Below are 13283 nucleotides of genomic sequence, written 5' to 3'. Positions count from 1 at the left end.
GTAGAGCCGTGCGTTTCATGCTGGCCGGGTGAATTTTCGGTCGAGGCGCACTATATGGAACTTACGCTGCCGCGAGCGCTTCTTGGGCGTTCATATCGGCGGTGCCATAGTTTGAAAACTGTCGGGCCTTGACCCCGGCGTGGATGGAGAACGCATATGCCTGCTGTGCAGGACACGATCGATCGGGTCCGAAAGATCGACGTCGACCAATACAAATACGGATTCCAGACCGAGATCGCTGTCGACAAGGCCCCCAAGGGCCTGAGCGAAGACATCATCCGTTTCATTTCGGCCAAGAAGGACGAGCCGTCCTGGATGCTGGAATGGCGCCTGGAAGCCTATCGGCGCTGGCTGACGCTGGAAGAGCCGACCTGGGCGCGCGTCCACTATCCGAAGATCGATTTCCAGGACATCTATTATTACGCTGCGCCCAAGAGCACGCCCGGCCCGTCGTCGCTCAGCGATGTCGATCCAGAGCTCTTGAAGGTCTACGAGAAGCTCGGCATTCCGCTACGGGAACAGGAAATCCTCGCCGGCGTGCAGAAGACCGATGCCTCCGATCTCGAGGAGCCCAGCGACAATGTCTACAAGTCGGGCCGTGTCGCCGTCGACGCGGTGTTCGATTCCGTCTCCGTCGTCACCACCTTCAAGAAGGAGCTGGCGCAGGCCGGCGTGATCTTCTGCTCGATCTCGGAAGCCATTCGCGAGCATCCGGAACTGGTCCAGAAATATCTCGGCTCGGTCGTGCCGACATCGGATAATTTCTACGCCACGCTGAATTCAGCTGTCTTCACCGACGGCTCGTTCGTCTTCGTACCCAAGGGCGTGCGCTGCCCGATGGAGCTGTCGACCTATTTCCGCATGAACGAGAAGAACACCGGTCAGTTCGAGCGCACGCTGATCATCGCCGAGGAGGGGGCTTACGTCTCCTATCTCGAGGGCTGCACGGCGCCGCAGCGCGACGAGAACCAGCTGCATGCCGCGGTGGTCGAACTGGTGGCGCTCGACGATGCCGAGATCAAATATTCGACGGTGCAGAACTGGTACCCCGGCGACGCCGAGGGCAAGGGCGGCATCTACAATTTCGTCACCAAGCGCGGCGATTGCCGTGGCGACCGTTCGAAGATCTCGTGGACGCAGGTCGAGACCGGTTCGGCGATCACCTGGAAATACCCGAGCTGCATTCTGCGCGGCGACGATTCCTCCGGCGAGTTCTATTCGATCGCCGTCTCGAACGGCTATCAGCAAGTCGACAGCGGCACCAAGATGATCCATCTCGGCAAGAACACGTCGAGCCGCATCATCTCCAAGGGCATTGCCGCCGGCTTCTCGCAGAACACCTATCGCGGCCAGGTTTCCGCGCACCGCAAGGCGACCAACGCCCGCAACTTCACCAATTGTGACAGCCTGCTGATCGGCGACCAGTGCGGCGCGCACACCGTGCCGTACATGGAAGCCAAGAACTCGACGGCGCAGTTCGAGCACGAAGCGACGACGTCCAAGATTTCCGAGGACCAGAAGTTCTACGTCATGCAGCGCGGCATTCCCGAAGAGGAAGCCATCGCGCTCATCGTCAACGGCTTCGTCAAGGACGTCATCCAGCAACTGCCGATGGAGTTCGCCGTCGAGGCGCAGAAGCTGATTGGCATCTCGCTCGAGGGCTCGGTCGGCTGACCGGACAGATATTCAGGAAACAAAAGAATGCTTGAAATCAGAAACCTGCACGCCCGCATCGTCGATGACGGCACCGAAATCATCCGCGGCCTGAACCTGACGGTGAAAGCCGGCGAGGTCGCCGCGATCATGGGGCCGAACGGCTCGGGCAAATCGACACTGTCCTATATCCTCGCCGGCCGCGAGGACTATGAGGTGACCGAAGGCGACATCCTGTACAATGGCCAGTCGATCCTCGAAATGGATCCGGCCGAACGCGCGACTTCGGGCATCTTCCTCGCTTTCCAGTATCCGATGGAGATACCGGGCGTGGCGACCATGGAATTCCTGAAAGTGGCGATGAACGAGCAGCGCAAGGCGCGCGGCGAGGAGCCGCTGAAGATCCCGGAATTCCTCAAGCGCGTGAAGGAAGCCGCCGCCTCGCTCAGCATGGACATGGCCATGCTGAAGCGGCCGCTCAATGTCGGCTTCTCCGGCGGCGAGAAGAAGCGCGCCGAGATCCTGCAGATGAGGCTTTTGGAGCCGAAGCTGTGCGTGCTCGACGAGACCGATTCCGGCCTCGACATCGATGCTCTGAAGATCGTTTCCGACGGCGTCAACGCGCTGCGCGCGCCGGACCGGGCTTTCCTGGTCATCACCCATTATCAGCGCCTGCTCGAACACATCGTGCCCGACAGCGTGCACGTGCTCTACAAGGGCCAAGTCATCAAGTCCGGTGACAAGTCGCTGGCGCTCGACCTCGAGGCCAATGGCTATGCGGGCGTGATCGGCGAAGCCGCGTGAGATGCCAGAAGGCAAGGTCAAACTGATGAACATGCACACACAGCCGCAGCGGACACCGGCCGAGACGGCGTTGATCGACGCGTTCGGCGACCGGCTGTCGCTGCTGCCGGGCGACGGCGCGGTAATGCTGAAGCGCGACGACGCGATCGAGGCGATCAAGCACGGCCTGCCGACGCGGCGCGTCGAATCCTGGCACTACACCGACCTGCGCCGGCTGTTGAATGCGGTGCCGGACTTCGATCCGGCCGCCATGGCCAAGGCCGTCGCCCCGATCGTCGAGGGCTCCGCCGTTCTGCCGGTCCTGAACGGCAAGTCCGACGCGAAGGTGCCGGTCCTTGAAGGCGTTACCGTGCAGCGCCTGTCGGAAAAGCTGATCGACGGCAGCATCGCGCCCGGGCTCGATCCCTATGGCGCCGATGATGCGATCGGCGCGCTGAACGCCGCCTTCGTCGCCGACGGTTATTTTGTCGACATCGCCGATGGTACGGAACTCGAGAAGCCGATCGAATTGCAGAATATACAGGCCGGCGGCCAGACCCATGTGCGTCTGCCGGTGCGCGTCGGCGCTGGGGCCAAGGCGGTCATCGTCGAGCGTCAGGCGGGTGACGGGGCTGCCCTGGTCAGTTCGGTCAGCCAGCTTGTGCTGGGTGAGGGTGCCGAGGTGACGTGGCTGATCGTCCAGGAACAGCCGGAGACGGCGACCCATCTGGCGCAGTTCAAGGCCCATATCGGCAAGAATGCGAAACTGACCCTGTTCGTGATGAACGCCGGCGGCAAGCTTGTGCGCCAGGAGGTCATGGTCAGGACGACGGGCGAAGGCGCCGACTTCAAGCTGCGCGGCATCAACCTGCTCGCTGGCGACACCCATAGCGACGTGACGATGGTGCTCGACCACGCGGTGCCGCACACGACCTCCACCGAGATCATCCGCAATGTGGTGACCGGCAAGGCGCGCGGCGTTTTCCAGGGCCGCATCAACGTCCACCAATACGCGCAGAAGACCAACGCCAAGATGGCCTGCAACACATTGCTCCTGTCGGACGACGGCGAGTTCTCGACCAAGCCGGAGCTGGAAATCTTCGCCGACGACGTCGTCTGCGGCCATGGCGCGACCGTCACCGAAATCGACCACGACCATCTGTTCTACCTGATGGCGCGCGGCGTCGACGAGAAGTCGGCCCGTGGCCTGCTGGTCAAGGCGTTCGTCGCCGAGGTGATCGAGGAACTGGATGACGAGGCGATCGTCGAGGCGCTGGAAGCACGGCTGGACGACTGGTTTTTGACACACGGGTGAAATAATGAACGCTCCAGGCAAGATCGGAGATTTCTACGACGTCGAGGCGATCCGTCGCGACTTTCCGATCCTGTCGCGGGAAGTGTACGGCAAGAAGCTGGTCTATCTCGACAATGGCGCCTCGGCGCAGAAGCCGCAGGTGGTGCTGGATACGATCCAGCACGCCTATTCCCAGGAATACGCCAACGTCCATCGCGGCCTGCATTTCCTGTCGAATGCCGCGACCGACGCTTATGAAAAAGCGCGTGAGACGGTGCGCCGCTTCCTCAACGCACCGAGCACCGACAACATCGTTTTCACCTCCAACACGACCTCGGCGATCAACACGGTCGCCTATGGCTATGGCATGCCCAATATCGGCGAGGGCGACGAGATCGTGCTGTCGATCATGGAGCACCACTCCAACATCGTTCCCTGGCATTTCATCCGCGAGCGGCAGGGCGCCAAGCTGGTTTGGGTGCCGGTCGACGATCTCGGCGTCTTCCATATCGAGGAATTCGAGAAGCGGCTGACAGACCGCACCAAGCTTGTCGCCATCACCCAGATGTCGAATGCGCTGGGCACGGTGACGCCGATCAAGGAGATCGTGCGCATCGCGCACGCGCGCGGCATTCCCGTACTCGTCGACGGCAGCCAGAGCGCCGTGCACATGCCGATCGACGTGCAGGATCTCGACTGCGACTTCTTCGTCTTCACCGGCCACAAGGTCTATGGCCCCTCGGGCATCGGCGTGCTCTACGGCAAGAAGGACATTCTCCAGGGTATGCGGCCCTTCATGGGTGGCGGCGAGATGATCGAGGAGGTGACGGAAGACATCGTCACCTACAACGAGCCGCCGCATCGCTTCGAGGCCGGCACGCCGCCGATCGTCCAGGCGATCGGGCTCGGTGCCGCGCTTGACTACATGGAAAAGATCGGCCGCGAGCGCATCGCGGCGCATGAGGAAGACCTCAAGACCTATGCGCATGAGCGGCTGCGCGCCATCAACTCGCTGCGTATCTTCGGCGACGCGCCGGGTAAAGGCGCGATCATCTCCTTCGAACTGCAAGGCATTCATGCCCATGACGTGTCGATGGTGATAGACAGGCAGGGCGTTGCCGTGCGCGCGGGCACCCATTGTGCCCAGCCGCTGTTGAAACGCTTTGGCGTAACCTCCACATGCAGGGCATCGTTCGGCATGTATAATACCAGGGCCGAAGTCGACGCTTTGGCCGAGGCGCTCGAAAAAGCGCGAAAGTTCTTTGGGTGATGACGACCATGGACGATGTGAGCACAACCGCTGAGACCGCGCCGGGAACGGCTGCAGATGGCATCGTATCGGCCTCCGCCATTCCCGCCGACGAACTTGCGCGGCTGACAGACGATATCGTCTCGGCGCTGAAGACGGTCTACGACCCGGAAATCCCGGCCGACATCTACGAGCTTGGCCTCGTCTACAAGATCGACATCGAGGACGACCGCTCGGTCAAGATCGACATGACGCTGACCGCGCCGGGCTGCCCGGTGGCCGGCGAAATGCCGGGCTGGGTGGAAAATGCCGTCGGCGCCGTCGAAGGCGTGTCCGGCGTCGAGGTCAACATGACCTTCGACCCGCCCTGGTCGCCCGACCGCATGTCGGAAGAGGCACAGGTGGCGGTGGGCTGGTACTAAAGCATGTCGCCCAAAGTGACCTCGGTTTTGGGACAACGACATGCATAAACCAAAAACCTAAAGCGCGTCACGCTTTAGCAGGTCGAGCCTGGTACACTTGCGCCAGTGGTAAAAGTTCACCATTTTAGGTGAGGAATCATTCGGCAGGCCTTGAACCTGCATGGAATGGAGAAGGAAAGAGAATGGGACGCTTTGCCGTCATCACGATGACCGAAAAGGCCGCCGACCGGGTGCGCGAGATCGTGGCTACCCGTGACAACGCGCATGGCATCCGCCTCGGCATCAAGAAGGGCGGCTGCGCCGGCATGGAATACACGGTAGACCTGGTGACTGAACCCAACACCAAGGACGACCATATCGAGCGCGACGGCGCCCATGTCTATGTCGCGCCGGAGGCGGCGCTCTTCCTGTTCGGCACCGAGATGGATTTCGAGCAGACGACGCTGCGCACCGGCTTCACCTTCCACAACCCGAACCAGAGTTCGGCCTGCGGCTGCGGCGAGTCCGTCGAACTGAAGCCGGCTGACCTCAAAGCGCTGGCAGAGGCACGCGCCTCGGCCTGATCTTTCCTTCGCCCTGCTTGCAGGGCGAAGGAAACTACTCCACCCACATACCCGTCCGCTTGTGCCAGTCGGTGATCGACTCTTCCGGGTAGATATCGAACACCTTGTCGCGCTTGCCGATCACGGGTTCGACCCAGTTTGCCTTGTATTTCAGCATAAGATGCACCTTTTCAGGCGGTTTCGGCAGGTCGCTGTCGATCGCCGAGGCGAAGGGATGCACCAGTTCCGGCCAGGTCGGATCGTAGAGCCAGAGCGCCGCCCCGCATTTGCGGCAGAAATTGCGTTCGCCGGTCGAGACCTCGCAATGCGGACGCTCGTCGTCCTCGATCTCGGCACGGTAGACGCCAAGGCTCCTCTTGCCCCTGATGTTCAGCGTTTCGTAGTCGGCACCGAGATTGATGGCGAAACCGCCGCCGCCCTGCTGCTTGCGGCAGATCGAACAGTAGCACAGCATGAACGGGACGGGCGTGTGGCTCTCCACCTCGAAACGCACGGCGTTGCAGCGGCAGGATCCCTTGAGCAGAAGCGGCATGACAAAAACTCCGACTGAATGATCTCAACCTGTCAGCATGATCTTGGTTGCGCGGTGACAATGTCAAATGCCGGTGACATGATCGCGGCATGGACAATGAACGCATCGCCGAACTGTTCGCCGGCCTTGGCCCGGTCAGCATCCGCAGGCTGTTCGGCGGCAAGGGCATCTATTTCGACGGCGTCATCGTCGCCATCGTGCTGCGCGGCGAATTGCTGATGAAGGCCGACGAGCAAAGCGTCCCCGACTTCGAAGCCGAGGGCTGCAAGCAATGGACCTATACCGGCTCGCGCCACGGCAAGCTGGTCGCCATGCCCTATTGGAGCATTCCCGACAGTGCCTTTGACGATCCGGACGAGATGACGGTGTGGGCACGCCGCGCCCATGAGGCTGGAAGGCGCGCAGGCAAGTAGCCGCCGAACCTACAGCGCCTTTGCTATCTCGGCCGCCAGCCTCGCATTGTTTTCGACCAGCGCGATGTTGGTCTTCAGGCTGCGGCCGCCGGTGAGTTCGAGTATCTTCGACAGCAGGAACGGCGTCACCGCCTTGCCGGTCACGTGCAGAGCCTCGGCGGCCTTTTGCGCCGCTTCGATATAGCCCGCCATTTCTTCGGCCGGGATTTCGTGGTCCTGCGGCACCGGGTTGGCGATCAGCATGCCGCCGCCGAGCCCAAGCGCAGCCCGGGTCTGGTGGAAATGCGCGATGTCTTCCGGCTTGTACAAGGTGAGAGGCGCGCGGAACGGCGACTGCCGCGACCAGAAGGCGGGCATGGTCTCGCAGCCATGGCCGACAACAGGCACGCCGCGCGTCTCCAGCACTTCCAGCGTTTTTTCGATATCGAGAATGGCCTTGGCGCCGGCCGAGACGACGATGACCGGTGTGCGCGCCAACTCATCGAGATCGGCCGAAATATCGAAACTCGTTTCCGCCCCCTTGTGCACGCCGCCAATGCCGCCGGTGGCGAACACTTTTATCCCGACCATATGGGCGGCGATCATCGTCGCGGCGACCGTGGTGCCGCCGGTACGTCCTTGCGCGACGGCGAAGCCGAGGTCGGCGCGCGACAGCTTCATGGCGTCGCCGGTCATGGCGAGCGATTCGCGTTCGCCGTCGGAAAGGCCGATCTTGATGCGCCCGCCGACCACGGCGATCGTCGCCGGCACGGCACCACCGTCGCTGATGATCTTCTCGACGTTCGCCGCCATGGCGCCATTGTCGGGGTAGGGCATGCCATGGGTGATGATGGTGCTTTCCAGCGCCACCACCGGGCGTCCGGCGGCCAGGGCTTGCGCCACCGGCGCGTGGATATCGATGAAGGGGCGTGCGGTCTCTGGCGTCATCTCTAATCTCCAACCGGTGTGCGTTGCATCCATCAAGACGCGCGGCGGCACTCCGGTACTATGAATTTGCCGGTCTCATGCCACTTCCTGCACATCGGGCACAAGGGCCAGCGCTTCCATGAAGGCGGCCGCGGTGAAATCGGGAACGGCGTCGGCGCTCTCGATGGCCAGGGTTGCCGCGGCGACGCCTTCCCGCAACGCCGCCCGCAAGGGTATGCCGCGCAGCAAGGCGGCGACCGTTGCCCCCGCCAGCGCATCTCCCGCGCCGGTGACGTCCACAACTTTCCTCGGGGCGGGCGGCATGATGGCGAACATGCCGTCGCGATCGAAACCCAGCACCGGGCCGCCGCCCGCCGTTACCACCGCGCTGGCGAGGCCGGCGCGCTTCAACCCGTCAACGATGCCGCGCTGGGAAGCCGCGCCGTCCAGGCCTGCCAGCGCGAGGGCCTCGCGCTGGTTCATGAAGACGACGGCCAGATTGCCGAGCACCGGCTTCAGGCGCACGATCTTGGCCGGCGAAATGGCAATGGCGAATACGGGCTTGCCGGCGGCAAGCGAAACCAGTCGCTCCAGTGCCGCCGACGGCAGATTGGCGTCACACAGGATGGCGTCGGCGGCCGCGATCGCCTCCCGCACCTTGGATCGGCGGATCTGCTTGGGAAACGCCAGGTCGTACAGCGCCATGTCGGCAAAGCCGACGATCAACTCGCCTTCGCGATCGATCAACGCGGTATAGCTTGGTGTCGTGCGGTCAAGGAACACCGCTGACAGATCTGCAATCCCTGCCTTCGCTATGGCGCGTGAAACGGTGTCGCCCGCCGCATCGCCGCCGCGCATCGAAAGCAGCGAAGCGGAGACGCCGCGCAACACTGTGTTGCGCAGCGCGTTGAAGACGCCGCCGCCGACATCCTCGCGCATCGTGCCGGGGTTGGACGCGGCCGGCACGTAGAGGCCGGACACCTGGCCGCGCCGGTCGATGTGGGCCCCTCCCACGGCCAGTATCTTTGCGGATTTCACCATGGCGGCGATAGGACCTTTGTTGTTGCAGCCGCACAAGCGCTAGGCTGCGCGACAGAGCTTCGCATGCAAGGCAGCGATTCGGCAGGCCGGGACAACGGCGCCGGCTGGCCCGATGGGAGGCGGGTTGCTGCTCGCGTTTCTGGTACGAAAAAAGAACAAATCAGGATATCGTTTATTTTTCAAACGGTTGTTGCCTCTTGTCAAATGAGAACAAAAAAGGTACAAAATGCCAGGGATTACGGATTGTCCGGCCTTCATTGACGACCAAGGGGTGATGTATCATGGCTCAGAATTCTTTGCGGCTTGTAGAGGATAAGGCAGTGGACAAATCAAAGGCTCTGGATGCGGCGCTGTCGCAAATCGAGCGGGCTTTCGGCAAGGGCTCGATCATGCGGCTCGGCGCCAACGAGCAGGTCGTCGAGATCGAAACGGTGCCGACCGGTTCGCTCGGCCTCGACATCGCCCTCGGGGTTGGTGGCCTGCCGCGCGGCCGCATTATCGAGATCTACGGGCCGGAAAGCTCGGGCAAGACGACGCTGGCGCTGCATACGGTGGCCGAAGCCCAGAAGAAGGGCGGCATCTGCGCCTTCGTCGATGCCGAGCATGCGCTCGATCCGGTCTATGCCCGCAAGCTCGGTGTCGATCTTGAAAACCTGCTGATCTCGCAGCCCGACACGGGCGAACAGGCGCTGGAGATCTGCGACACGCTGGTGCGTTCCGGCGCCATCGACGTGCTGGTGGTCGATTCGGTCGCGGCGTTGACGCCGCGCGCGGAAATCGAGGGCGAGATGGGCGATTCGCTGCCCGGCCTGCAGGCCCGCCTGATGAGCCAGGCGCTGCGCAAGCTGACCGCCTCGATCTCGCGCTCCAACACCATGGTCATCTTCATCAACCAGATCCGCATGAAGATCGGCGTCATGTTCGGTTCGCCCGAAACCACGACCGGCGGCAACGCGCTGAAATTCTATGCATCGGTGCGCCTCGACATCCGCCGCATCGGCTCGGTCAAGGATCGCGACGAGGTCGTCGGCAACCAGACCCGCGTCAAGGTGGTCAAGAACAAGCTGGCGCCGCCCTTCAAGGTGGTCGAATTCGACATCATGTATGGCGAGGGCGTATCCAAGACCGGCGAACTCGTCGATCTCGGCGTCAAGGCCGGCGTTGTCGAGAAGTCGGGCGCCTGGTTCTCCTACAATTCGCAGCGTCTCGGCCAGGGCCGCGAAAACGCAAAACTGTTCCTGCGCGACAATCCCGATACCGCGCGCGAGATCGAACTGGCGCTGAGACAGAATGCCGGGCTGATCGCCGAGAAATTCCTCGAGAATGGCGGCTCCGAAGGCAACGGCGACGACGGTTTTGAGGACGAAGCCGGCGCGATGTAGGACACTGCCAGAGTTCGGCCATAAAGCCGGCCTATGACCTGATGCTTAAGTAATCGAGTTCTTTCGTACCGCGTTCAAAACCGCCGGCCTTCGAGCCGGCGGTTTTTGTTTTTGGACAGTGTGGGGCTGACAAGCTCCTGAAGCGCTTCGCGTCTGAGCGGATTCACGCGACACGCTTCAGGTCTTTATCCTCATGCATGTCGCTATGCCAAAACCGAGGTCGTTTTGGGCGACGTGCATTGGATTGGCCCAATTCCGTGTTTCTGGACAGGGTGCGGTGTGCCCGCTAAAAGGCCAAGTCAATCTTCTAAAAAGCAGAGACCAGTTTCCGCCGGCCGCGCCGGCGGTTTTCGCGAAAAGGCAGCAGTCATGAGTGGCGTGAACGAGATCCGGTCGACATTTCTCGACTATTTCCGCAAGGAGGGCCACGAGGTCGTGGCTTCGAGCCCGCTCGTGCCGCGCAACGATCCGACATTGATGTTCACCAATGCCGGCATGGTGCAGTTCAAGAACGTCTTCACCGGTTTGGAGAAGCGGACCTATTCGCGCGCCACCACTGCCCAGAAGAGCGTTCGCGCCGGCGGCAAGCACAACGATCTCGACAATGTCGGCTACACCGCGCGTCACCTGACCTTCTTCGAGATGCTCGGCAATTTCTCCTTCGGCGATTATTTCAAGGAGCGCGCCATCGAGCTTGCCTGGAACCTGATCACCAAGGAATTCGGGCTGAAGAAGGACAAGCTGCTGGTCACCGTCTACCACACCGACGATGAGGCGGCGGGCTTCTGGAAGAAGATCGCCGGTTTCTCGGACGATCGCATTATCCGCATCCCGACCTCGGACAATTTCTGGGCGATGGGCGACACCGGTCCTTGTGGGCCGTGCTCGGAAATCTTCATCGATCGAGGCGAGCACATCTGGGGTGGCCCTCCCGGCAGTCCCGAGGAAGACGGCGACCGGTTCCTTGAATTCTGGAACCTGGTGTTCATGCAATATGAGCAGGTGACGAAGGACGAGCGCATCGACCTGCCGCGTCCTTCGATCGACACCGGCATGGGTTTGGAGCGCATGGCGTCCATCCTGCAGGGCGTGGAAAGCGTTTTCGAAACCGACCTGTTCCGTCACCTCATCGATGCGGCGTCTTCCGCGCTTGGGCGCGCGCCGGATGCCGAAACGGTGGCGTCCTACCGTGTCATTGCCGATCATTTGCGCTCGTCCTCCTTCCTGGTCGCCGACGGCGTGCTGCCTTCGAACGAAGGCCGCGGCTATGTGCTGCGCCGCATCATGCGCCGCGCCATGCGCCACGCGCAGCTGCTCGGCGCGAGCGAGCCGCTGATGTGGAAGCTGGTGCCGGCCCTGGTGCGCGAGATGGGCCAAGCCTATCCCGAATTGCTGCGCGGCGAACAGCTGATCACGGAAACGTTGAAGCTCGAGGAGACGCGCTTCCGCAAGACGCTGGTGCGCGGCCTCGGCCTGCTCTCCGAGGCGACGGACACGCTGCATGCCGGCGACATGCTGGATGGCGAAACGGCTTTCAAGCTCTACGACACCTACGGCTTCCCGCTCGACTTGACGCAGGACGCGCTACGCCAGCGCAACATCTCGGTTGATCTTGCCGGCTTCACCAATGCGATGGAGCAGCAGAAGGCCGAGGCGCGCAAACACTGGGCGGGATCTGGCGAGGCTGCCACCGAGACGGTGTGGTTCTCGGTGCGCGAAAAGACCGGTGCCACCGAATTCCTCGGCTACGAGACTGAAGCCGCGGAAGGCCTCATCCAGGCGCTGGTCCGGGACGGCAAGACCGTCGACAGCGCCGGCAAGGGTGACGCGGTTGCGGTGGTCGTCAACCAGACGCCATTCTATGGCGAGTCCGGCGGCCAGATGGGCGATACCGGCGTCATCTCGGGCGAAGGCTTCTCGATAGAGATCTCCGACACGCAGAAGAAGGCGGATGGGCTGTTCGTGCATCTGGGCAAGGTGGCGAGCGGAACGGTCAAGACGGGCGCCGCCGTCGAGCTCAAGGTTGATCACGCACGCCGCACCCGGCTGCGTGCGAACCACTCCGCCACCCACCTGATCCATGAGGCGCTGCGCGAGGTGCTGGGCACCCATGTCGCGCAGAAGGGCTCGCTGGTCGCGCCAGAGCGCCTGCGCTTTGATATCTCGCACAACAAGCCGATTTCGGCCGAGGAACTCGAAGAGGTCGAGCGCATGGCCAATGAAATCGTCGTGCAGAACGGCCCGGTGACCACGCGCCTGATGTCGGTCGACGACGCCATTGCCGAGGGCGCCATGGCGCTGTTCGGCGAGAAGTATGGCGATGAAGTGCGCGTCGTGTCGATGGGCACCGGGCTGCACGGCGCCAAGGCCAACCGGCCCTATTCGGTCGAGCTCTGCGGCGGCACCCATGTCAGGGCGACCGGCGACATCGGTCTGGTGCGCGTCGTTTCCGACAGCGCGGTTGCCGCCGGCGTGCGCCGTATCGAGGCATTGACCGGCGAGGCGGCCCGAAAACATCTCGACGAGCAGGATCGGCGTCTGAAGGCGACGGCAGCGACGCTGAAGATCTCGCCCGCCGACGTGCCGGCGCGCGTCGAGGCTTTGCTTGAGGAGCGCAAGAAGCTCGAGAAGGACCTCACCGAAGCGCGCAAGAAACTGGCGCTGGGCGGCGGTGCCGCGGCCGGCGCGCCCTCGGAGAACGAGACGGTCGCGGGCATCGGCTTCCTCGGCAAGGCCGTCTCCGGCGTCTCGCCGAAGGACCTGAAGCCGCTGGCCGATGCCGGCAAGACCTCGCTCGGCTCCGGCGTCGTCGTCTTCGTGGGTGCCGGTGAGGATAACAAGGCAAGCGTCGTAGTTGCCGTCACCGACGATCTCGTCGGCCGCTTCAGCGCTGTCGACCTGGTGCGCGTCGCCTCCGCCGCCTTGGGCGGGCAGGGCGGTGGCGGCCGGCCCGACATGGCCCAGGCCGGTGGCCCTGACGCCTCGAAGGCCAATGATGCGATTGCGGCGGTCAGGGCGGCACTCGAAGCCGCCTGAAAGCCGCGA

Annotated in this window: 12 protein-coding genes; 9 read left to right on the top strand and 3 right to left on the bottom strand. The window is 62.8% G+C overall.

The features are described 5' to 3' along the window. Positions 1 to 156: 156 nt before the first annotated feature. The 6 genes from sufB (at position 157) to sufA (ending at position 5964) form a co-directional block, all read left to right on the top strand. A complete protein-coding gene (gene sufB, locus EB230_RS22515; RefSeq protein ID WP_096445255.1) occupies positions 157 to 1674 on the top strand; it encodes a Fe-S cluster assembly protein SufB in 1518 nt (505 codons plus the stop codon). Positions 1675 to 1701: 27 nt separating this feature from the next. Beyond that, positions 1702 to 2457 (top strand): Fe-S cluster assembly ATPase SufC, encoded by a 756-nt coding sequence (gene sufC / locus EB230_RS22510; protein ID WP_172373982.1) that lies wholly within the window; start codon positions 1702 to 1704, stop codon positions 2455 to 2457. 25 nt (positions 2458 to 2482) lie between these two features. Then, on the top strand, positions 2483 to 3751 hold the full coding sequence (gene sufD / locus EB230_RS22505; protein ID WP_172373981.1) for a Fe-S cluster assembly protein SufD: 1269 nt from the start codon (positions 2483 to 2485) through the stop codon (positions 3749 to 3751). Positions 3752 to 3755: 4 nt separating this feature from the next. Beyond that, positions 3756 to 5000: a cysteine desulfurase gene (locus EB230_RS22500; RefSeq protein ID WP_056562276.1), complete on the top strand. Its 1245-nt coding sequence runs from the start codon at positions 3756 to 3758 to the stop codon at positions 4998 to 5000. Positions 5001 to 5008: 8 nt separating this feature from the next. Further along, complete coding sequence (locus EB230_RS22495) at positions 5009 to 5401, top strand: SUF system Fe-S cluster assembly protein (RefSeq protein WP_081294794.1); 393 nt, start codon at positions 5009 to 5011, stop codon at positions 5399 to 5401. A 182-nt stretch (positions 5402 to 5583) separates the two neighbouring features. Beyond that, entirely contained in the window at positions 5584 to 5964 is a 381-nt protein-coding gene (gene sufA / locus EB230_RS22490; protein WP_013532156.1) for a Fe-S cluster assembly scaffold SufA, read from the top strand. A 34-nt stretch (positions 5965 to 5998) separates the two neighbouring features. Here the strand turns inward: sufA and EB230_RS22485 are convergent, their stop codons facing one another. Next, positions 5999 to 6496, bottom strand: coding sequence for a GFA family protein (locus EB230_RS22485; protein WP_172373980.1), 498 nt, complete (start codon positions 6494 to 6496; stop codon positions 5999 to 6001). Positions 6497 to 6585: 89 nt separating this feature from the next. On the opposite strand from EB230_RS22485, the gene EB230_RS22480 reads away from it, so the two are divergent. Continuing rightward, positions 6586 to 6909: a TfoX/Sxy family protein gene (locus EB230_RS22480; protein ID WP_056562267.1), complete on the top strand. Its 324-nt coding sequence runs from the start codon at positions 6586 to 6588 to the stop codon at positions 6907 to 6909. Positions 6910 to 6918: 9 nt separating this feature from the next. Here the strand turns inward: EB230_RS22480 and EB230_RS22475 are convergent, their stop codons facing one another. Next, positions 6919 to 7836 (bottom strand): pseudouridine-5'-phosphate glycosidase, encoded by a 918-nt coding sequence (locus EB230_RS22475; protein ID WP_056562265.1) that lies wholly within the window; start codon positions 7834 to 7836, stop codon positions 6919 to 6921. Between the two features lie 75 nt (positions 7837 to 7911). Further along, entirely contained in the window at positions 7912 to 8856 is a 945-nt protein-coding gene (locus EB230_RS22470; protein WP_172373979.1) for a carbohydrate kinase family protein, read from the bottom strand. 281 nt (positions 8857 to 9137) lie between these two features. Here EB230_RS22470 and recA point away from each other — a divergent pair, with 281 nt between their 5' ends. Both recA and alaS read left to right on the top strand, forming a co-directional pair. Next, complete coding sequence (recA, locus tag EB230_RS22465; protein WP_013895892.1) at positions 9138 to 10238, top strand: recombinase RecA; 1101 nt, start codon at positions 9138 to 9140, stop codon at positions 10236 to 10238. Between the two features lie 369 nt (positions 10239 to 10607). Continuing rightward, the gene (gene alaS, locus EB230_RS22460) at positions 10608 to 13274 is read left to right on the top strand and encodes an alanine--tRNA ligase (protein WP_172373978.1); all 2667 of its coding nucleotides are present in this window, start codon (positions 10608 to 10610) and stop codon (positions 13272 to 13274) included. Positions 13275 to 13283 lie beyond the last annotated feature (9 nt).

Source organism: Mesorhizobium sp. NZP2234, assembly GCF_013170765.1.
Classification (GTDB): Bacteria; Pseudomonadota; Alphaproteobacteria; order Rhizobiales; family Rhizobiaceae; genus Mesorhizobium; species Mesorhizobium loti_D.
This window is presented reverse-complemented; position numbering and strand designations above follow the sequence as displayed.